Origin of the sequence: Dyadobacter luteus (assembly GCF_003383615.1) — a bacterium.
In the GTDB taxonomy this organism is placed as follows: Bacteria; Bacteroidota; Bacteroidia; order Cytophagales; family Spirosomataceae; genus Dyadobacter; species Dyadobacter luteus.
On sequence record NZ_QNUL01000008.1, the window covers coordinates 151214 to 172675 of the forward strand.

General features: G+C 42.5%; 18 protein-coding genes. 3 read left to right on the plus strand and 15 right to left on the minus strand.

Going from position 1 to position 21462, the window contains the following annotated elements:
• Nucleotides 1-22: 22 nt before the first annotated feature.
• The 7 genes from DSL64_RS12810 to DSL64_RS12840 all read right to left on the minus strand — a co-directional run bounded on the left by DSL64_RS12810 (nt 23) and on the right by DSL64_RS12840 (nt 8411).
• A complete protein-coding gene (locus DSL64_RS12810) occupies nt 23-1492 on the minus strand; it encodes an MBOAT family O-acyltransferase (protein ID WP_115831293.1) in 1470 nt (489 codons plus the stop codon).
• Nucleotides 1492-2439, minus strand: coding sequence for a glycosyltransferase family 2 protein (locus DSL64_RS12815; RefSeq protein ID WP_115831294.1), 948 nt, complete (start codon nt 2437-2439; stop codon nt 1492-1494). The genes DSL64_RS12810 and DSL64_RS12815 overlap by 1 nt, the downstream gene beginning before the upstream one ends.
• A 72-nt stretch (nt 2440-2511) precedes the next feature.
• The gene (locus tag DSL64_RS12820; protein WP_229217067.1) at nt 2512-4209 is read right to left on the minus strand and encodes a hypothetical protein; all 1698 of its coding nucleotides are present in this window, start codon (nt 4207-4209) and stop codon (nt 2512-2514) included.
• The gene (locus DSL64_RS12825; RefSeq protein ID WP_115831296.1) at nt 4202-5629 is read right to left on the minus strand and encodes a DUF6056 family protein; all 1428 of its coding nucleotides are present in this window, start codon (nt 5627-5629) and stop codon (nt 4202-4204) included. The genes DSL64_RS12820 and DSL64_RS12825 overlap by 8 nt, the downstream gene beginning before the upstream one ends.
• Nucleotides 5622-6572: a glycosyltransferase family 2 protein gene (locus tag DSL64_RS12830; protein ID WP_115831297.1), complete on the minus strand. Its 951-nt coding sequence runs from the start codon at nt 6570-6572 to the stop codon at nt 5622-5624. The genes DSL64_RS12825 and DSL64_RS12830 overlap by 8 nt, the downstream gene beginning before the upstream one ends.
• An 80-nt stretch (nt 6573-6652) precedes the next feature.
• A complete protein-coding gene (locus tag DSL64_RS12835) occupies nt 6653-7735 on the minus strand; it encodes an LptF/LptG family permease (RefSeq protein ID WP_115831298.1) in 1083 nt (360 codons plus the stop codon).
• Nucleotides 7736-7748: 13 nt separating this feature from the next.
• Entirely contained in the window at nt 7749-8411 is a 663-nt protein-coding gene (locus tag DSL64_RS12840; RefSeq protein ID WP_115831299.1) for a metal-dependent transcriptional regulator, read from the minus strand.
• Nucleotides 8412-8657: 246 nt separating this feature from the next.
• Here DSL64_RS12840 and DSL64_RS12845 point away from each other — a divergent pair, with 246 nt between their 5' ends.
• Nucleotides 8658-9986 (plus strand): Nramp family divalent metal transporter, encoded by a 1329-nt coding sequence (locus tag DSL64_RS12845; protein ID WP_115831300.1) that lies wholly within the window; start codon nt 8658-8660, stop codon nt 9984-9986.
• Nucleotides 9987-10079: 93 nt separating this feature from the next.
• A complete protein-coding gene (locus DSL64_RS12850; RefSeq protein ID WP_115831301.1) occupies nt 10080-12026 on the plus strand; it encodes a KUP/HAK/KT family potassium transporter in 1947 nt (648 codons plus the stop codon).
• Nucleotides 12027-12090: 64 nt separating this feature from the next.
• On the opposite strand, the gene DSL64_RS12855 is transcribed toward DSL64_RS12850, so the two are convergent.
• The 7 genes from DSL64_RS12855 to DSL64_RS12885 all read right to left on the minus strand — a co-directional run bounded on the left by DSL64_RS12855 (nt 12091) and on the right by DSL64_RS12885 (nt 18966).
• On the minus strand, nt 12091-12609 hold the full coding sequence (locus DSL64_RS12855) for a phosphoribosyltransferase family protein (RefSeq protein ID WP_115831302.1): 519 nt from the start codon (nt 12607-12609) through the stop codon (nt 12091-12093).
• 53 nt (nt 12610-12662) lie between these two features.
• Nucleotides 12663-13373, minus strand: coding sequence for a glutamine amidotransferase-related protein (locus DSL64_RS12860; protein WP_229217068.1), 711 nt, complete (start codon nt 13371-13373; stop codon nt 12663-12665).
• A 148-nt stretch (nt 13374-13521) separates the two neighbouring features.
• Entirely contained in the window at nt 13522-14916 is a 1395-nt protein-coding gene (locus DSL64_RS12865; protein ID WP_115831304.1) for an aldehyde dehydrogenase family protein, read from the minus strand.
• Nucleotides 14917-15002: 86 nt separating this feature from the next.
• On the minus strand, nt 15003-15776 hold the full coding sequence (locus DSL64_RS12870; RefSeq protein ID WP_115831305.1) for a glucose 1-dehydrogenase: 774 nt from the start codon (nt 15774-15776) through the stop codon (nt 15003-15005).
• A 154-nt stretch (nt 15777-15930) separates the two neighbouring features.
• A complete protein-coding gene (locus tag DSL64_RS12875; protein ID WP_115831306.1) occupies nt 15931-17292 on the minus strand; it encodes a glutamine synthetase family protein in 1362 nt (453 codons plus the stop codon).
• A 33-nt stretch (nt 17293-17325) separates the two neighbouring features.
• Complete coding sequence (locus DSL64_RS12880) at nt 17326-17949, minus strand: DUF4230 domain-containing protein (RefSeq protein ID WP_115831307.1); 624 nt, start codon at nt 17947-17949, stop codon at nt 17326-17328.
• Between the two features lie 12 nt (nt 17950-17961).
• Entirely contained in the window at nt 17962-18966 is a 1005-nt protein-coding gene (locus DSL64_RS12885; RefSeq protein WP_115831308.1) for a bile acid:sodium symporter family protein, read from the minus strand.
• Nucleotides 18967-19168: 202 nt separating this feature from the next.
• On the opposite strand from DSL64_RS12885, the gene DSL64_RS12890 reads away from it, so the two are divergent.
• Nucleotides 19169-19996: a glycoside hydrolase family 16 protein gene (locus DSL64_RS12890; RefSeq protein ID WP_115831309.1), complete on the plus strand. Its 828-nt coding sequence runs from the start codon at nt 19169-19171 to the stop codon at nt 19994-19996.
• Between the two features lie 30 nt (nt 19997-20026).
• Here the strand turns inward: DSL64_RS12890 and DSL64_RS12895 are convergent, their stop codons facing one another.
• Nucleotides 20027-21223 (minus strand): PepSY-associated TM helix domain-containing protein, encoded by a 1197-nt coding sequence (locus DSL64_RS12895; RefSeq protein WP_115831310.1) that lies wholly within the window; start codon nt 21221-21223, stop codon nt 20027-20029.
• Nucleotides 21224-21462 lie beyond the last annotated feature (239 nt).

Consider the following 21462-nt stretch of genomic DNA (forward strand, 5'->3'; position numbering starts at 1 on the left):
AGCAAAATGTTTTGGTAAATTCTTAAAACTGGAAATAGATGAATTGATTTTCTGTGACCACACCCAGAAAATAGGTAAGAAAAAGAACGATTCCGAAAAGCAGATAAAACATTCCGGTATTCCGGGTCGGAATCTTTTCGACAAAATGCTCTTTGACAAGTAAAAAAACCACCAGAAATACACAAAACCACATTTCCACACTATTGAAAGGCGTATGAAGCTTTTCGCTCCAGGATAAGGTCATAATTTTATGGAGAATTGTAAAGGACCTACTGACCGGCGATAAGTGATTTCTGAAAAATACCCAGGCAATGGTAACCAGTATAAAAGTGATAACAGTTCCTGCAATTCTCGTGAAAGTATTTTTCGGTATTTCGATACCAGCCTTTTTCATCCATTTATCCCGAATGGAAGCACTCACCTGATACGTACCATGCAATGCACCCCATATCACATAATTCCAGCTTGCACCATGCCATAATCCACTTACGAGGAAAACGATAAACTGGTTGCGGTATTTGGCCAACTCACCTTTACGGTTTCCACCCAACGGAATATATAGGTAATCTTTAAACCAGGTGGAAAGAGATATATGCCAGCGTCCCCAGAATTCCGATACAGAAGCGGCCTCATAGGGAGAACGGAAATTATCCATTAATGTAAAACCCATTACCCTGGCTGCCCCAATGGCAATATCGGAATAGCCACTAAAATCGCAGTATATCTGAAACGCAAAAAATACCGTCGCGACGAGCAGTGAAAGTCCATTTTGTTCCGACGGATTATCATAGACGAAGTTCACCACTTCGGCCAGGCGATCGGCAATGACAATTTTCTTGAACAGACCAAAAGCCATTTGCATTAATCCCGATTTGACCAGTTCGAAATCATACTTAAAGTAGGAATGAAACTGATGCAACATGTTTTGAGGACGCTCAATAGGCCCTGCCACAAGCTGTGGATAGAACATCACGTACAATGCATAAATACCAAAATGACGCTCCGGAATCTGATTACCACGGTATACTTCAATGGTATAACTCATGGCCTGAAATGTATGGAAAGAAAGACCAATCGGCAAAATCACCTCACCACCTCCGTTCACCATCCATTGTGCGATAGAAGCAGGAAGTAATCGTTCCAGTGGAGGAATAATAGATCTGATATCCACCATATTGAGAAGATCATTCACCGAATTTCTTCCAAAATCGTAGTATTTAAAGAAAGCAAGAATACCGATGTTGGATATCAGACTCAGTATCAGCAAAAGTGTCTTCTGTTTTTTATCATGTGTCTGAGCGATCCAGATACCGGCATAGTAATCAATGACAATCGTCCCGAAAAGAATCAGGATGAATACCGGCTTAAAGACCATGTAAAAGTAGCAGCTGGTTGCCAGTAAAAGCATCCAACGCCCCCGCCACGACAGACTGAAATAGGCCAGTGTGACTACAATAAAAAACAGTATAAATTGAATAGAATTAAACAGCATCAGTTAATGTACTCGCAGTTTACAATTTCCTCTTTTACGATAAACAACGGGCGACCTTTGGATTGGAAAAAGATCCTCAGCACGTACTCGCCTATAATTCCCAGAGCGAGAAGCTGAACTCCACTAAATAGGATAATCACGAAAAGCAGTGAGGTAAATCCTTCTATTACATGTGCAAAAAACATTTTTTTGATCACAACGATAAAGAAATAGGCCAATGCGATTAGTATCGATACCATTCCTGTACGCGACATAAATTTGATCGGAAATTCGCTGAAATTAAAAATCCCGTTATAAGCCAGCTTAAATAGTTGCGCAAAGGAATATTTAGATTCTCCGGCAGCCCGGGCGTCACGTTCGTATTCAAATCCAACCTGCTTAAATCCGATCCAGGAACGCATTCCTCTGAGATACCGGCTCTCTTCAGGCATTTTATTCAGTACATCTACCACACGGCGGCTAACAAGTGCAAAATCACCACTATCAAGTGGGATTTCGACATAAGAAATAGAGCGGAGTATTCTGTAAAAGAGGTAATAACCGGTCTTTTTGATCCAGCCCTCTTTTCTTTTTTTCCTCACTGCATACACCACATCATTACCTTCCTTATACAGCTTATAGAATTCAGGTAGTAATTCAGGCGGATCCTGAAGATCTCCATCAATTACAAATATTGCTTCAGTTCCTCTTGCCTTACTAAGTCCTGCAGTTAAAGCAAGCTGATGACCATGATTACGGGATAACAACACCCCATGGTAACGCTGATCCACCAATGCAAGCTGACGAATCTTCATGGCGGTATCGTCTTTGCTTCCATCGTCTACAAGAACAACCTCGATTGACAGATCACTGGAATCCATCAGCGCACTGATACGCTCTACAAGTAGTGGAAATGTTTCAGATTCGTTATATAGTGGCGCAACAATTGATATTTGAGGACTTTTCAAAATTCTTTCTTTGTGTGATGATTCAATGAGGCAAAAATACACCTTTAAGACTATTATCGGAGAATTCCTTATTTAAGGGATAGTTACCTTTCCCAGAAACTGTCCGACAGGAGCATCGTTCATACTACGCACAACACCTAATTCATACTCTCCTTTCTCCAGCGTAGAAAACGGAATTTCAACGATCGAGCCTTTGTCAAGCTGCCGGAATAAGTTGCGTCCGTCATATCTGTTCTGTGCCAATTTGAAGAGATAAATCTTCGCATTCTGTTTCAGATAAGCATACTGGCCACCTTTCCTTTTCAGCGTATATTCAGAAGTTTCATCCTCCACTACAATCGCATTATTTTCAACCCGGTACCGAACATCATTTTCTTTCAGCTTCTCACCATTCTGGCTATTGATTTCGTTTACCAGCCAATCGGCCTCCTGCGGAAAAGAATAAATACCATCAGATGTCATTCTTTTCATCAGATTATCAACATAAACTGCGGTTTTAGAAAATGCAATATGACCTAAGCCAAAAGCATTGTGTTCTTGATTGTAGGCATTAACCATCAGATACTTGCTACGTTCTGCAATTACCGGCAGATAAGTGGCCAGAGAAATGGCCCATATTCCCACACTTGCTATTAATCCAAAACGAAATATCTTTTTGCCAGTTGCAGCTTTTACAGACAGGAGTATAGATAAGTAAGTAACGATCAAAAACAGAGCCGGATACATTTTGTAATTGCTCACGATCATGACAAAAAAACCAAATCGCGGTCTCAGAAAGCCGATGATCAGCGCGTTGGCTAACAAAAACAGAAGTATACCAATGAGAAATTCCTGAAGCGACTTTTCTCCCGGAATAGTTTCATCAGCTACTTTCAGCAACCCTTTTTTCCTGAATGAAATACCGAAAGTCTTTGTCAGCCATGGACGAATATTTGCAAAACCCCATATAGCAATCCAAACCGAAGCTGCCACTCCCAGCAAAACCGGCAACACAGACCTTGTAACAATCTCCTTTTCCGGAAAGAAGTCGACCAGCCCACCCAGAAAAGCGAAAAAGCCGAAAACAGACAACTCAGGATGTGCCAGGAAGAAGTCAACACTGGATTCATTCCCTTGCGGCGACATGCCAATGAAATAGAAAGTAACTGCAACTACGGCTGTAAACAGCCAGATTCCCAGGTTTCTGTAAGACGACTGTAGTATAAGAATGCCGGCTCCAGCTGCCCAAACAAAAATCCCGTTGCTCATACTATAGTTGGCCAGCAAAGCAGCTACAACCGCAAACCAGAATTTATTTCTGGATAGCATCAACATAGACAGTGCCATAAAGAACACAACTGCCTGGTGCTGCATACTACAAATCGCCCAAAGGAAAACAAGATGATACTGTATCTGAAATAAAAGGAAAGCAACTGGTATAAAATAATAAGGACTCAGGTTACTTTTCTTAAAGGCAGACCAGAATAAACCAAAGGTACCAAGCGTAAAGCAAACGCCGGAAAACAGTACAAAATAGATACTGAGTTTACCGGTCAGTTTGTAATAAAACAGCGTGACCAGCTTACCGATCACCATACGGTGTTCATTATTTGGTTGAAAAAGATAGCCAAGCGCTTCTGAAAACGACTTAGCATCAATCCAGCTTCTCAGAAAGTCGGGAAAAGGATCAAAATCATCAAACCAGGGGACATCTACAGCATAATAATATACAACAGCTATCCAGATCAGAACAGGTACAAGTACACCCAGTCTTAATAAGTTTCTATTCAACAACATTTGCTTTTACGATAACTGCCTTCTTGCCAAAATAACCAGCCAGGCATTTGTTCCACCAATGATCTTTTTCTGTCTTGATATCATCATCATAGAAAATAGACAATGGCTTCGATTTTATTGCAGGTAAATAGACAATATCCTCCTTTGAAGCACGGAGTAGCTCATAGCGACTATTCATCTCTTTGTCGAATGCCGCTGCTTTCCCTTTCAATAAATCGGTGTAAACCAGACGTACATTGCTGCTGGAATAGAAAGCAAGGAACGATGATACTGCTAACAGAACATAAAGAATTCCGTATCTGTAGAATGAAAAATCCGAACGTCCGGTACGCCCTTTTTGGAAATAATGGAAAAGAACACCGATGATGTAGAACCAGCCAATCAGGAAAAAGAAATAAACGCAGTTGATCACGCGTGGCGTTGGCTCTATCCCTACTCCATAGTACGAGGGAAAAAGCTGAGCAGCCAGAACGCCCACATAAAGTAAAACCGCATACCAAACCGGTACTGCAAAGTAATTGCGAGCTCCTGTGGACAATCGCGATAGTACAACAAGCCATGCCAACGAAAACAAAAGCAGTGGTGTACGCAAGATCCAGTCAAGGCTCAGCAGACCTAACTTTTTGAAAGAACTCACAAAAGAGAATACTACATCTCCCCCTAATGGGTTCCCACCGATACGGGCCTGATTTCCGGCAGAACTGAAATACAGATAACAAGAAATTACTGTTACGGCCAACATCGCTACCATGAACGCATCCACTTTTCTATGGAATAACAGCCGGTATCCCCACCATGCACCTATGAGCAAAACCATAATCAACAGGTTTGTCTCGCTGCTTCCTATTACTGCAAATATCAGAAATGCAGAGCCCGAGGCTGCAACAATACGTGCAGAGGGATTATCCTGGCGGTAATAACGAAGAACCAGTACTACCCAAAGCAGGGTAAAAATATTGGGGATGGTATAAGTAACGAAGGCGGCCATCCAGTAAAATGCTTCTGAAATACTGGACATTTTCAACAGATAGAGAAAGAATACAATTCCTGCAAAACCCAAATGCGCCAGCCGTGACAAGGTTGGAGTGAGATGTCTGAAAAGACTGTACAGCGCAAACACTACGCCGAGTAACAATACAACCGGCAATATCTTAAACCCCGCTACAGAATGGAAAAGAAGTGGATTGGAATGGTTCAGGAAAATACCGAAGTAACGTCCCGTCCAGCCGGAATAATAGTAATTCATTGCTTCCAGCCATCCGTACTTGAATACTGTGTCGATATAGCAGTAATCATCAGCAGGAGAAGGGTGGTTGTAATAAGACAAAATAATCAGCGGAAGCAAAACACTGATCATAATCAGGATATTAATCCAGTTTCCAAAAACCCGGTACTTTCTATAAAACTTATTCATTTACAATTTTTTCGATGATGTAACGAGGCCGACCTTTAACCTCTTCATAAATCTTTCCGATGTATTCCCCGATCAGCCCCAGAGCCATCATATTGGATCCACTGAAAAAAGTAAGTGGCAGCATGGTGGAAGTCCAGCCCGGAACAGTGAAACCTACAAGATAGGAGAACAATATATAAACCACTATAAGCATGGCCATTACGAAGTTAAAAACTCCGAAATATAACACCAGCCGCATGGGAAATGTAGAAAAGGAAGTAATGCCATTCCAGGCGAAAAGGAGCATTTTATTCAGCGGATATTTTGTTTCACCAGCCTGGCGCTCTAACCGGCTGTAGACAACCTTATCGCTTCTGAAGCCAATAAGAGGAACAATTCCTCTCAGAAACATATTAATTTCCTTGAAATTCCCCAGCTCCTGAAGCACCCGACGATCCATGAGTCGAAAGTCGGCATGGTTAAAAACCACAGGTACTCCCATCTTTTGCATCAATACGTAGAATCCTTCTGCTGTAGAACGCTTAAACCAGCTGTCACTGCTCCGGTCTCCGCGAACACCATAAACGACCATCGCACCTTCACGGTGTTTTTCAATCATTCCGGTTATCGCCTGAATATCGTCCTGCAAATCTGCATCAATAGTAATAAAGCAATCGAAAGCATCAACCTGGTTTTCGAGCCCGGCCATAATTGCACTCTGATGTCCGAAATTACGCGAAAGTTTTACACCAATCACCTGATCGTCAGCGGCACCGAGCTCTTCAATAATCTCCCATGTCCTGTCTCTGCTGCCATCATTGACAAAACAAAGCTTGCTGTCATCAGCGATTAATCCACGGGCCTTAATTTCATCATAATAACGTTTTAGTGTAGTGTATGTCAAATGCAAGATAGCTTCCTCATTATAACATGGTATTACCAGGAGTAGGCGTGCTGGCTTCATTCAATCGTAATTTTAGTTAGCAGACAAAAGTAGTGTAATTATTTGATTTCAATTTTCGGACCCATTGAAAGGTCTGTAAGCTATCTCGGCAAGGTTTTGTACAAAATCAAACCGATAAACGAGAAAACAATATTCGGTAGCCAGACTGCAAATAATGTATTGATAGTACCTGCTTCTGCAACACCTTTTGACAAAAGGAAAAAGAGTATGTAGATAAACGCCAGCATGAAACCCAGCGCGATTTGCCAGCCTACTCCTTTTCTGCTTTTCCGGGCAGACACAATTACACCGATTGCAGTAAGAATCAAGATGGCGAATGGCTGCGTAAATCTGGTATATTTTTCGATCATATACACCTCCAGCCCGTCAGCACCACGACTTTTCAGCAAATCAATATAGGCATTGAGCTCGGGTAGCGTAAAGGTTTCGAAAAGGTTGTAGTCACTTTCAAAATCACGCGGAAACAGATTAATAGTTGTATCAATCTCTACACCGGTTTTAATTTTTTCGCTCAGGCTGTCTAGTGTCCTGATCTGATAGTTCTGTAGTGTCCATTTGCCCTTTTTGGGTTGCCACACAATTTTATCAGCCGAAAATTTCTGTACAAGTTTATTATCCTTGACAGTCTCCATTGTGAATTTATTTCCTGTCTTGGAAGCGGTATTGTAGCTTTCCAGATAAGCATATACATCCGGAGCAATGGTGATATGTACGTTTCTTCCGCTGAAATAGAACTCATTCTTGACATAGGTTTTTTCAAAGGTATTACGCACCTTGTTGGCCAATGGCAAAATCCAGCCTACCTGCAAAAACGTTACAACACCCAATACCGACGCACCAATCATATAGGGCAGCAACATACGCCCGAAGCTGATCCCGCTGCTCAGCATAGCAATAACTTCGGTCCTCGCTGCGATTCTGGATGTAAAGAAGACGGTCGCAATAAACACCATCAGCGGACTGATGTAGTTAATCCAATAAGGAATCAGATTGAGATAGTAATCTATGATAATCGCATTCAGAGGCGCCTTTTTTTCAAGGAAGTTGTCTACTTTCTCTGTATAATCGATCATACAGATGATAAGCACGATGACGAAGGCTACGAAAACGTAGGTTATCAGGAAATTTTTGATCAGATAACGATCGAGTATTTTTAATCTCATGGCTGGTTAAGTCTCATCGGCGCTGAACTAGTAAATTTTTAGACACCTCAAGACTAATGAACAACGTTTGACTGCCGTTGATCCGTACAGAAGCGGACTTATCATATTCGTTAATTTCTGTTATTTCCAGTACGCTGCCCAAAGTAATGCCGGAACGGTCCAGATGCTGAAGAAAAGAGGGGGCGTGATCTAATACACCCATCATCAATACTTTTTCACCTATCCCCACGTCTGTAAGAATTAAATAGTCAGGATCCGTCAGATTGCCCTTTGCATCCGGTATCGGATCTCCGTGCGGATCAAAACGAGGATGTCCTAAAAAAGCATCAAGTCTTTCCACAAGTTCGTTGGAAGGTACATGTTCCAGTTCTTCTGCTATATCATGAACCTCATCCCAGCCAAATCCCAGTTTTTCTACCAAAAAAACTTCCCAAAGCCTGTGTTTGCGGATCACACTGATCGCTACTTTTTCGCCAGCTTCTGTAAGTGTTACACCCTGGTATTTTTTATAATGAATCAATCCTTTGTCTGCCAGCTTGCGCAACATATCTGTTACCGAAGCCGCACGTGTAGAAGTACTCTCAGCCAGCGCATTGGTACTCACTTCTACCCCGTCTCTGCCCGAAAGAGCATGGATGATTTTTAAATAATTTTCCTCTGTGAAAGAATTCTGCATATTTATCAGCTTTCAGCCTCCGGCCATTCGCCATAAACTAAAAGATAATCTGTTGATAAAACTATCTGGTATTAAAGAGATGTCTTCGCAACTTCTCTCTTTTATTTAATCTAATAGGCAAAAGTACAATTTTCAAATCATCTTAAAAAAATTTAGACTAACCTAAAAAATATTTCAATTATATCTTATATTTGTTTTCAATAACCCTTATCGGGGTACACGGAACGAATATAGGAGAATTACAAAGTGAAAGAATCCCCTAAAAACCATATACAACAACCTGAGCTGCTGGCCTCACTTTCGGAGGTTCATTCATCAATATCAGTCCCGGAAGGAGCCGGCTTCTGGAAAAAAATGATGGCGTTTACCGGACCTGGTTTACTGGTAGCGGTAGGCTATATTGATCCGGGTAACTGGGCCACCGACATAGAAGGAGGATCCAGATTTGGCTATACGCTGTTGTCCGTTATCCTGATTTCCAATCTGTTTGCCATGCTTTTGCAACATTTATCGCTCAAACTGGGCATAGCAGCAGGCCGGGATCTGGCGCAGGCATGTCGGGATTATTATTCCCGTCCGGTATCATTCGTATTGTGGATACTATCCGAGATCGCCATTGCTGCCACAGATTTGGCTGAAGTGATCGGTTCCGCAATCGCATTGAATCTGCTTTTCGGATTACCCCTGCCTGTTGGTGTTGTGTTTACTGCCCTGGACGTTCTGCTGGTTTTATATTTCCAACAAAAAGGTTTCCGTATCATTGAGAGCATCGTGGCCGGCCTGATGGGAATTATTCTGCTTTGTTTCGCCTACGAAATGATTGTTTCCCAGCCTTCCGTGGCTGGTATGCTGGATGGACTAATACCAAAAGCCGAGATTGTAACCAATCCGGGCATGCTTTACATTGCTATAGGTATTTTGGGAGCCACTGTGATGCCGCATAATCTTTATCTCCATTCCAGCATTGTTCAGACAAGAGCATTTAACAAAGACGAAGCAGGCAAGAAATCAGCCATTAAGTTTGCCACCATCGATTCTACCGTCTCACTTGGACTTGCGTTTTTTATTAATGGTTCTATACTGATTCTTGCTGCCAGTGCTTTTCATAAAAACGGGCATTTTACAGTAGCAGATATTACAGATGCCTATCACTTACTGGATCCGATATTGGGTGTAAGTCTTGCCGGTGTATTTTTTGCACTCGCGCTTCTGGCATCCGGACAGAGCTCCACGCTTACCGGTACACTGGCCGGACAAATCGTCATGGAAGGATTTCTGAACATACGTTTAAAGGCATGGGTACGCAGACTTATCACCCGTGGAATCGCGATTGTTCCTGCATTGATAGTCGCATCAATATATGGAGAAAAAGGTACAGCAGAATTACTCGTGCTTAGCCAGGTAATCCTTTCCCTGCAATTGAGTTTCGCCGTTGTCCCTCTTGTATTTTTCACTTCCAACAAGAAGATTATGGGTAAGTTTGCCAACTCTCGTATACTCACCATAATCAGCTGGATTATAACGCTTGTGATCATTGGATTGAACATTTTCCTTCTTTACAAAACCTTTTTTTGAGTATTAATCGAGCCTTGAATATTAATTTTTTGCGGGGCTGATAATAGTTTGCTTACGGTTTCCTACCTTTCGCCGTTTTTGTAAAAAATGTAGATGGAATCGAAGCATAATATTGATAAAATTTCCGCCGCTGGCGTGCTTGTCGCATTCGGTATTATTTATGGCGACATAGGAACATCGCCGTTGTATGCCATGCAGGCGATTTTATTAAACGAAGTCATTACAGAGGAACTGATTTATGGTTCCATATCCTGCGTTTTCTGGACGCTCTCTCTTTTAACCACCATCAAATACGTAATCCTGATCCTGCGCGCAGACAATCGCGGAGAGGGTGGGATTTTCGCGTTGTATGCCTTGGTTAGAAAACACGCCAAATGGCTCACTGTACCGGCTGTCATTGGTGGTAGTACCCTTCTTGCAGATGGTATCATTACGCCTCCCATTTCGGTTTCATCGGCTGTGGAAGGTTTGCAGCTCATTTATCCGGATATCCAGACCATCCCGATTGTTATCTCTATTCTCACTGTCATTTTTGTAATACAGGCCTTTGGCACCAAAGTTGTAGGGCGTGCTTTTGGCCCTATCATGGTTACATGGTTCATGATGCTGGGCGTATTAGGATTCTTTCAGGTGATCAAACATCCTGAAATCCTCAGAGCCTTCAATCCGATGTATGGCATACGCCTGCTTACACAGCATCCCGGCGGTTTCTGGATGCTTGGAGCCGTATTCCTTTGTACAACAGGTGCCGAAGCACTCTACTCAGATTTAGGTCACTGCGGACGGGAAAATATACGAATCAGCTGGGTATTTGTTAAAATATGCCTTTTGCTTAACTATTTCGGACAAGGTGCATGGTTGATTTCGGAGCTGGGAAATACGCTGGAAGGCCGCAAACCTTTTTACGAAATTATGCCGGAATGGTGGTTGCTGCCAGGTGTAGTGATTGCGACAATGGCTGCAGTAATTGCGAGTCAGGCTGTAATTACCGGCTCGTTCACATTAATATCCGAAGCAATCCGGCTTAACTTCTGGCCTAAGGTTCGCCTTAATTACCCAAGTGATCAGAAAGGACAGCTTTATGTACCAAGTATCAACTGGTTGTTGTGGCTGGGTTGTACGGGTGTGGTATTGTATTTCGAAAAATCGTCAAATATGGAGGCGGCCTATGGTCTGGCAATTACACTTACCATGATCATGACCACAATCCTATTCTCCTATTACCTGTATCTGAAAAGGGTAAATCTATACATCGTGATAGCATTTATGCTTTTCTACCTGTGTATAGAAATAAGTTTCCTTGGAGCAAACCTGCTTAAATTCACACATGGTGGCTGGTTCACAATTTTGGTAGGAGCGATTGTCGCAGGATTAATGACAGTATGGCTTCGCGCTTTCTATATCAAACTAAGACTTACCGAATACACCAAAATTGACAAGTTCCTGCCAGCCTTGCATGAGCTGAGCCGTGATATCAGTATTCCGAAATATGCTACGCACCTGGTTTTTATGACCAATGCTTCCCGCGCTACGGAAATCGAAACAAAGGTCATTTATTCTATTTTTCAAAAGCGGCCTAAACGGGCTGACATCTATTGGTTCCTGCATGTGGACACCACGGATGATCCGTATACAATGGAATACAAAGTGATGGCAGATGACGATGATGATGACAATGTAATCAAAATCAACTTCCGCTTAGGTTTTAGAGTCGAACAGCGTATTAACCTGTTTTTCAGGAAAGTGGTTGAAGATATGGTATTAAACAAAGAGGTTGATATTACCAGTCGTTACGAATCCCTGAACCGTCAGAACATTACCGGTGATTTCCGGTTCGTTGTATTGGAACGCTTCCTGTCATTTGAAAATGACCTTCCGTTCTTCGAGCAGATGGTAATGAAAACATACTTCTTTGTGAAAGATTTCACTACCGCGGAAGACAAATGGTTCGGGCTCGACAGCAGCTCTGTGAAGATCGAAAAAGTACCGTTGATCATCCGACCAGTTGAAAACATCAAACTCAGAAGAGTTTATAACTAACAGAAAAACCCTGATTGCCGGCGGCGATCAGGGTTTTTCATTATTTCTTTATTTCCAATAATAACTACTTCAAATAAACTCCCTCCTTTGCTGAATCACTCAATATCACCTGCACGTGTTCGCTGATGGTTGTACTTAATGCATAACCGACATAATCCGCGTGAACAGGGAAAAGGTGATGGCTTCTGTCTACAACTACGGCTACCTGCACTTTTTTCATCCTTACCTTTAGAAAAGGTTCAAGTGCAAAAGCGAGGGTTCTCCCCGTATTCAAAACATCATCTGCAACCACTACCACTTTTCCTTCTACTTCAGTATCTCTATCGAAATGAATAAGACTTTGATGGTGAATATTCTTGTCAAAACGTAATTCAATCAGTTGAACATCCAGCGGTGAAATAGCGCTTAGTTCGGCCGTAAGCCTTTGTGCAAACGCATAACCTTCACCTGCAATACCTGCGATGATAATGCTCTTTTCTTCGAAATTCTGTTCATAAATTTCAAAGGCAATACGACGAATCTTCTGGTTTGTCTGATGAGAACTGAGTATCTGGCGCCTGGACTCTGTACTGATTTCGGTCATGTCAACTACTGGTATATAAAAATGTACTCGTAAAAGTAACAATCATCTTTTAACTATTTCAAAGCATTCTCTACAAATTTCCGAACCCATCCGGCAAATATCAGCTCATCAGAGCGCAGAGCCAGAGTGGCAATTCCCTCTCGTACTTTTTCAGCTCCTATACGCTCTACACGCAGTTCCATCAGTGCCTGGTTATATTCGCGGGGAAATTCCGGATGTGCCTGAACTCCTAACATTCTGTTTCCTACAGAGAACATGGCATTCGGACAATTGTCTGCGCTCGCTAAAAGTTGGCTATCAGGCGGAAGTTTTAAAACCTGATCCTGACACATCATCAGCAAATTCAACTCAGATTGTGCAGGTTGCATCCACAACTCCTGCTGCAACAGTTTCAGAGTATGTATTCCTACACACCAGCCTCCGGCATATTTTTCCACTTTCCCTCCCAATGCTTCTCCAAGTAACTGATGCCCAAAGCAAACACCTACGAATACACTTTGAGAGTGAAATATTTTTTGTACAAAATCCTTCAGTTTTTCAATCCATGGTTCCTTGTCATACACCGAACTTTTGGAACCCGTACAAATATACACATCGCATTCATCAGCCGATTCCGGAAAATGCCCGTTACATACATCGTAGAAACTAAAATCCCAGTCAGGAGCAACCTGCAAAAATAACGCTGGAAACATCTGACCGTAATCACCGGCAATATGCACCAACTCTTCCCGTACATGATCACATTCCAGAAGACCGACTTTCATAATTTAGCCGTGAGTTATGAGCTGAAAGCAATTAGCTGTTTAAATGAGATTTGTTTGAGTAATATCAAAAAGTTTTAAAACATCGTAAAAAATTTAGCCTTTGGAAATTTACAGCAACCATTGAATAACAGCTTAACGCCAACAGCTATCAGCTGTCAGCTATCTTCAAATGAAATGACTTAGGCCGCGTCAACGCTTCATATCCAACTACAGACAACGTACATCCTCTTCCTGAATTCTTGACGCCTGTCCAGGCCAAAGCGGGATCCAGATAGTCGCAGCGATTCATGAACCACGTGCCGGTTTGTACCTGTTCACCAATTTCCACCGCTTTCTCTACATCCTTTGTCCAAATAGATGCAGTAAGTCCGTAGGCGCTGTCGTTCATCAGGCTTATTGCTTCCTCATCGTTTTTTACGGACATAATTCCGACTACAGGCCCAAAAGTCTCCTCTGTCATAACACGCATAGAGTGACTAACATCTACCAATACTTGCGGTGCAAGGTAAGGTGTCCCTGGTTTATTGGCAGGAAACAAATCCGGATCAATGAGTGCCTTAGCACCTTGTGCAACTGCTTCGTCAATCTGTTTTTGAGCAAACTCCGCAGCCGAGGCTTTGACCATGGGTCCCAATGTTGTTTCCGAGTTAAGCGGATCACCCAACGTGTAGGTTTTCGTCAATGCTACGAATCCGTGAATAAACTTATCATAAATAGCTTCATGTACATATATCCGTTCGATTCCGCAGCAGGATTGCCCCGAATTGAAGAACGCTCCATCCACCAGATTCTCCACTGCATTGGCAATATCGGCATCTGCCCTCACATACGCAGGATCCTTTCCTCCTAACTCCAGCCCGGCAACAATAAACCGCTTGTTTACAGCAGTCTGAACAGCTTGGCCACCTTCTACCGAACCAGTAAAAGCGACATAATCGATACGCTCATCACCAATCACTTCGGCAACCTGATCGTGACTTAAATGCAAGTACTGGAAAACGCCCTCCGGCAAACCGGCATATTCAAATGCTGCTGCATAACGTTCTGCACACAATGGAGTTTGTTGAGCATGTTTCAGAATTACAGCATTACCAGACAAAATCGCCGGAATAACCGTATTGACTGAAGTCAGATAGGGATAATTCCATGGCGCTATCACGAAAACAACGCCTACGGGATCACGTCTGATAAAACGTGTAAAACCTTCCAGTTCTGCAACCTGCACATCAGCCAAAGCTTGCTCTGCTACGGAAATCATATAACGTGCTCGCTCCTGAAACCCCTTGCGAATTTCATTGGCTGTATACCTGACAGGCCGCCCCATCTGATGCGTCAGCTCCAAGCCGATTTCGTCAGCATGATCGAGAAAGTAGGTAATGAATTTTTCACAAATTGCTTTGCGCTCATCCAAAGTGGTTTTCTTCCACTCCTTTTGAGCAACAGTTGCTTTTGCAAGTACGGTTACGATCTGCGGTTCTGTGGCCAGTTCACGTTCAACATAAACCGAACCATCAATAGGACTTATTGTTTTTTGAGTAGGCATTTGGAGCTATAGGCTTGGGGGATTAGGGCAAAGGGCTTGGGGCAAAGGGGAGAGGGTTAAGACCCTATGCCCTATGCCCCATGCTCTCATACCGGTGTTACATATGCAGAAGTAATACCGCCGTCTACCAGAAAATCAGTACCGGTTACAAAAGACGCCTCATCGGATGCCAGGAACAATGCAGCGTACGCCATTTCCTTGGCTTCTCCGAATCTCCCCATGGGTATATGAACCAAACGGCGTTGTTTTTTCTCCTCTGTATCCAGGAATTTCATTAGTAACTCCGTACGCAAAGGACCGGGACATAGTGCATTGACACGTATATTTTCACGTGCGTGAATAATGGCCAATTCTCTAGTAAGCGCTAGTACGGCACCTTTACTGGCAGTGTAAGCAACCTGCGGCGTGGCTGCCCCTAAAATAGCTACGAACGACGCCGTATTGATAATAGAGCCGCCACCAGCACGTTTCAAGGCTGGTATACCATATTTACATCCTAAGAAAACACCCTTAGCATTGATGTTCATCGTCAGATCCCAAACTGCTTCTTCTGTAGTAACAGCATTGTCATCATCGCTATGCATGATACCTGCATTATTGAAAATGACATTCAGCTTTCCGAATTTCTCTTCCGTAAAAGCAACAGCCGCCTCGCAATCAGACGCTTTGGATACATCGGAATGAATAAAAAATGCTTCACCTCCTGCCGCATTGATCTCGTCGGCAGTAGCCTGGCCGCCTTCGTCGTTCACATCCGTGACTACAATTTTCGCTCCCTCCTTTGCAAAAAGCAAGGCGGTTTCCCGGCCAATTCCTCCACTACCGCCGGTAATAAGTGCAACTTTGTCTTTTAGGCGCATTTTTTGTTGGTGTTAATATGTATGGGTGTTTGTATTTATTACACAGAGAACCACGGAGATTATATCAGAGATACACAGAGTTTTTATTTTTTAGAGTATGGAAAACTCTGTGGCTCTCATTTTTCCTCAGTGGACCTCTGTGCAACCTAAAAACCTATATCTGCTCAAAATATCTCTTCCTCTCCCAATCCGTCACCGATTTATCATAAGCCTTTTGCTCAATCCGGAAAAAATGGCTGTAATGCTTTACCACATCTTCTCCGAATGTTTCTTTTGCAAAAGCACTATTCTCAAATAATGACGTTGCCTCCGCCAGCGAATACGGCACGCGCGGTAAATGAGCGGCTGCATAAATATCTCCGATGAAACATTCAGGCGGTTCAATTTTATTCTTAATACCATCCAATCCCGATGCCAACGATGCAGCAAAAGCAAGATAGGGGTTACAATCCGCACCAGGAATCCTGCATTCGATTCGCAAACTTTCTCCTTTACCTACCACTCTGAAACCCGCCGTCCGGTTATCATAACTCCAGGCTAATCGTGTTGGTGCCCAGGAGCCATCTACATAACGTTTATAGGAGTTAATGGTCGGAGCATAAAAAGGCATCACGTCAGGTACATGCTTAATCCAACCTCCCAGAAACCATTTAAAAATAGCTGAACCTTTAACCGGCCCTATTTGCTCATCTCCTACAAAAGCATTTTTCCCATCTTTCCACAAACTCAGGTGTAAATGACTGCTTGAACCCGCCTGGTCTGTCGCAAACTTGGCCATAAAAGTTATGGAAAGCCCCATAGAATCTGCAATCTCTTTCAGGCATTGTTTATACACAACATGATGATCAGCCATGGCCAACACTTCCGAGTACCGTATATTCACTTCGTGCTGCCCCAGCCCCCATTCACCTTTGGAAGTCTCAACCGGAATACCTGACTTCTTTAAATGCCTGCGCACAGCAGCAGTATATTTTTCAGTGCGTGTTCCCTGTAATATGTGGTAGTCTTCCAGATAATATCCAGCAGGTTTCAGGTTCTGGTAATTTTGTTCAAAAGCCTGCCGGTAACTGTTTTCTAAAAGATAATATTCAAGTTCTGAAGCTGCTTTACAAATCAGTCCATCAGCTGAAAGTGCTTCAAGTTGTTTTCTCAGCACAGATCTCGGTGCAATATTTTCAGGCTGATGTGATTTGTCGTTATGGAGATCGCAAAGTACAATGGCGGTTTTGTCCAGCCAGGAGGCCAATCTTAATGTCAACAAATCCGGAACCATATGAAAATCACCATAACCCAATTCCCAGTTGGCATAATCGTATCCTGGCACCGGCTCCATGGCAATGTCAGTTGTCAACAAATAATCACATCCATGCGTACCTGAGTTGCACACATCATCGAGGAAAAATTCGGCATCAACCCTTTTTCCAAGAAGCCGGCCATAATGATCGGTAAAAGCAACGATGACTGTCTCCAGCTGATCATCCTGTATTAACTGTCTTAGTCCTTCCAGTGTAAGCATAGTAAGTTTATTTACCGGGATATGTTCAATATATCATCTCAACTTCTCAACACGTGCACTCATAGGAAATTTCAAAATCACCTTCTTACCTGATGCCTTTTCCAGAACGGGCGTCAGGATTTTAGTAGCATTTTCTTCCGTTTGCTTTAGAATCCCCATATCAAGCGCCGACTTCTGAATCTGTTTTTCTGCTTGCTTGTAGGCATCCTGAACCAATTTTGCCTCTTCCATAAAGGCATATTCAGTATTGTAAACTTTCGATTTTTCGTGATCTATTTTAAACACACACAGCTCCGGCTCGGGCATGTGCACCACCAGCGTTTCCTGTTCGGAAGTAATATCAGCAATATTGATCTTCGTCAAATCCACACAACCAATCGCTTCTCCCTGAACAATCAGAACCGCTTTTGCATTCGGAAGCCACATCTTCACAATTTCCTGCTCCACTACATCCTTGAAATTGTACTTCACCAGCTCCAGTTTGCCCATCGCAGTGATTTCCTGCAGCACAATTGTATGAACAGTTTCAGTCTGATCTTTACCCGAAAATAAGCTCTTCAGACCATCACCGTGCATTACTGAATTCCAGATGGCGCGCGCTCCGATTAACAATACTACAATTACGGCTAAACGTACCAACCACGACAATATCCTCATGACTATTTTGATCTATTTGACTAACTGACTCTCTTTCTGCTGCCTGGCGATGCGCTGCGCAATAATGCTGGCTGCAATAAGCTGTAGTGCATGATATAGCATAATTGGCAATAACATAATACCAGCCTGAGCTCCTGAAAACAGCACTTTTGACATTACAGCTCCTTGAATCAGTGATTTTTTGGAGCCGCAAAATACTGCAGTTACCTCATCTTCTTTATTGAAACCCAGCATCCTGCAAAAGAAAGTCAGCAAAAAGTATACAGCGAAGAACATCGCGAGCATTCCCATTCCCAAAAATAAAATATCTTTCATTTCAAACTCACTGAACAGATGTTCGCCAAACGACTCACAGAATGAGGTGTAAACAATCAATAATATAGATGACTGATCGAAATAGCGGATATATGTCTTATTTTTTTCAGCCCAGGCTCCCCATTTTCTGTTGAGTAAAATCCCAAGAGCTACAGGCAGTAGAACCTGCAGCGACAATTTGCCGACCACCGACATGATATCATAGTTACCCGCTCCAGTATCAAGCACTACTCCCATCCACAAAGGTGTAATAAAAACGCCCATCAGACTTGATATACTCGCATTGAAAATGGCAGCCGGGATATTTCCACCTGCAATAGAAACCATTACTACCGAAGACGAAACAGTGGAAGGCAGGGTTGTCAGAAAAAATATGGCCAGCCACATCAACTGGTGATCTTCACCGTGAAAAAACGGACGGCATGCCAGTGCCAAAAGTGGAAAAAGTACAAAAGTGGACAAATGTACCATGGCATGTAACTTCCAGTTGGCCAAACCGGCCTTTAGTTTCTCAGGACTCAACCTCAGACCGTAAAAAAAGAAAATCAGTGAAACTGCATATGTGGAAATTTTAATCAAGGGCACCGGACTTTCGCTCATGCCTGGCTCGGGCCAGATATACGCAAGACCAATCATACTGATCAGCATTAACATGAAACCGTCCAATCCTGCCTTCTTCGCTATATCAAATACTTTACTCATTCAATTTATGATTTCTGTAAAATTAGGTCATCACAAACAAGCAGACGACCGATGTCAGTTAAAAGTATATTAAATAAAATGACTATTCAAGGAATTGACAAATATTGCTTCAAACCGCTAAATCGCTATATTTTATAGATTACTTTCCACGTTATTGTTTTTCTTTGTCCGACATTCTCACTTCTGTTCTCTAAATCTTAAAATGAAGTATTTCAAAAAACAATTATTACTCAGCGCTTTTTTTATGATCTCCCTGGCGCCTTCTCAGGCACAGTGGAAGCTAGTCTGGTCAGATGAATTCAATAAGGATGGAAAACCTGACCCCAAAAACTGGAAAGCAGAACATGGATTTGTCAGAAACCATGAACAGCAATGGTATCAGGGTGAAAATGCTTATTGCAAGGATGGTAAACTCATTATTGAAGCCAAACGGGAGGCTATAAAAAATCCAAAATATAAGACAGGTAGTACCAACTGGAAAGAAAACCGGGAATTCTCTGAGTATACTTCTGCCAGTATTATCACAGAAGGTAAACAAAGCTGGCAATATGGCCGGTTCGAAATGAAAGCCAAAATTGATACGCGCCCCGGAATGTGGCCGGCATTCTGGACATTGGGTAACGAAGGCGAATGGCCTGAGAATGGGGAAATTGATATTATGGAATACTATCGCGGCGACCTGTTGGCCAATACAGTACACGGATCTATGCAAAAATGGAAAGGAAACTGGCACACCACCAAAAAGCCAATATCAGAATTTAACGATCCAAAATGGTCAGAAAAATTTCATATATGGCGCATGTATTGGGATGAGAAAAGCATCAAGCTATATGTAGATGATATTTTACTGAGTGATGTGGATCTTGAAAAAACCTACAACGACAAAGAGCCTAAGAAGAACCCTTTCCGCCAGCCTCATTATATGCTTTTAGGAATGGCGATTGGCGGGGATAATGGTGGAGATCCGTCTAACACCGAATTTCCTGCCAAGTACGAGATTGATTACGTAAGGGTATATCAGAAAAAATAGCTCGTTCATAAGTAATGAAGCCGGAAGCAATCAACTTGCCTCCGGCTTCATTTTTATCTTTTCACTGCCAATTCTGGTTTGAGTGTTTTTTAGGTTTTTCTTGGCAGGCTTCTTCTTTTTATTTCTTCCCCACCAGATCATAAACCCTGTAACCGGCAAACTTGCGCAAACAAGACTTGCCAGAAATGCCAGAATTTTCCCCGGCAATCCTAAAATAGCACCGACGTGAATATCATAATTCATACGTCTCAGTTTTCCTGAAAAATCTGCCTCACTGTATTTCCCTGAATAAGGACCGTTTGCTTTAATTGGTTTCAGGGTATGCTGATCGAAATAGGTATAGTCTACATTGTAGTAAGTTCCTGACCGGAAATTCACATAAGAGAAAATGGATTCTGACTTAAGATGTGGTATTGATATATTAATCCCCTCATTATTAGGATACTGCTTCACGAGTTTAAGCCAGGCCTTATCTACAGACTCTACCGGCTCCGACACCAGATGCGTTACTGTTGTATCTGAAGTTGGATTGTAATAGACATCTGACCCGTCGCCACCCGTCGCGGTGTAAACCGATTGAGAAAACCACTGAAAGCCCCAAACCAAACCTGTAAGTGCAAGTATCAATCCTATGGACATCACATAAAACCCAAAGACATTATGTATATCATAATTTTTACGTCTCCACGCAGCATCCCATTTTACAGTAAAACGTTGTTTAGCAGCAGATTTATTCTTTGGCCACCAAAGTATTAATCCTGAAATCAGCATGACCACAAAAATCAGGGTCGAAGAAGCCACAACAGTTTGCCCGATTTCAGCTGGTAACCATAAGTAATAATGCCCATGAAGAATCCAGTGAAAAAAATCTTCATCTTCATTCCATATCTTTTTGACCTCAGCTGTGTAAGGATTTACATACACAACATAGTAGTACTCGGGATCAGCATTGTAGAAACCGACTTCAGCATTTCTGCCTGTGACTCCGTACAGCACCCCGTTGGCCTTTTTTCCTTCCATCACTTTCTCGGCACTGCTTTTCAACACGGAAGGAGGCAAAAGCCTGGCATTCTGAGGCACCTCAGTATATCTATGCGGTTCGGTAAAGCTTTTTATTTCCTGTTCAAAAGCCAGGATACAGCCGGTGATGGATACCATGAATACCACGATTCCGGAAACGAGCCCCAGGTATAAATGGAGCTTTCCTGCTAACTTCTTAAATGTCATGGATGAATGATTACAGTTCTGGTAGTGATATGAATACAAAACTAACTATACTAATTCTAAATAGCAAAATGTAGCTTATTTCCCTTAACAAGCATAGTGCTGAAGGTTTTTTTGGAATACTATTGGCTTCGACCTTATTATAACAATGAAGGGCACTAAGTCTTTACCCAAAAAAATCCGTAATTTTGCACTCCCAAAACTGGAAAAAGAAATCATTGTAACAGTAACATGGCTGAAAG

Bases quoted from the DNA above. Each gene is read 5' to 3' on its own strand.
- DSL64_RS12830 (WP_115831297.1), bottom strand. From the start codon at position 6,572: ATGAAGCCAGCACGCCTACTCCTGGTAATACCATGTTATAATGAGGAA.
- DSL64_RS12825 (WP_115831296.1), bottom strand. From the start codon at position 5,629: ATGAATAAGTTTTATAGAAAGTACCGGGTTTTTGGAAACTGGATTAAT.
- DSL64_RS12855 (WP_115831302.1), bottom strand. From the start codon at position 12,609: ATGACCGAAATCAGTACAGAGTCCAGGCGCCAGATACTCAGTTCTCAT.
- DSL64_RS12840 (WP_115831299.1), bottom strand. From the start codon at position 8,411: ATGCAGAATTCTTTCACAGAGGAAAATTATTTAAAAATCATCCATGCT.
- DSL64_RS12865 (WP_115831304.1), bottom strand. From the start codon at position 14,916: ATGCCTACTCAAAAAACAATAAGTCCTATTGATGGTTCGGTTTATGTT.
- DSL64_RS12895 (WP_115831310.1), bottom strand. From the start codon at position 21,223: ATGACATTTAAGAAGTTAGCAGGAAAGCTCCATTTATACCTGGGGCTC.
- DSL64_RS12880 (WP_115831307.1), bottom strand. From the start codon at position 17,949: ATGAGGATATTGTCGTGGTTGGTACGTTTAGCCGTAATTGTAGTATTG.
- DSL64_RS12835 (WP_115831298.1), bottom strand. From the start codon at position 7,735: ATGAGATTAAAAATACTCGATCGTTATCTGATCAAAAATTTCCTGATA.
- DSL64_RS12885 (WP_115831308.1), bottom strand. From the start codon at position 18,966: ATGAGTAAAGTATTTGATATAGCGAAGAAGGCAGGATTGGACGGTTTC.
- DSL64_RS12870 (WP_115831305.1), bottom strand. From the start codon at position 15,776: ATGCGCCTAAAAGACAAAGTTGCACTTATTACCGGCGGTAGTGGAGGA.
- DSL64_RS12810 (WP_115831293.1), bottom strand. From the start codon at position 1,492: ATGCTGTTTAATTCTATTCAATTTATACTGTTTTTTATTGTAGTCACA.
- DSL64_RS12850 (WP_115831301.1), top strand. From the start codon at position 10,080: ATGGAATCGAAGCATAATATTGATAAAATTTCCGCCGCTGGCGTGCTT.
- DSL64_RS12890 (WP_115831309.1), top strand. From the start codon at position 19,169: ATGAAGTATTTCAAAAAACAATTATTACTCAGCGCTTTTTTTATGATC.
- DSL64_RS12875 (WP_115831306.1), bottom strand. From the start codon at position 17,292: ATGCTTACACTGGAAGGACTAAGACAGTTAATACAGGATGATCAGCTG.
- DSL64_RS12860 (WP_229217068.1), bottom strand. From the start codon at position 13,373: ATGAAAGTCGGTCTTCTGGAATGTGATCATGTACGGGAAGAGTTGGTG.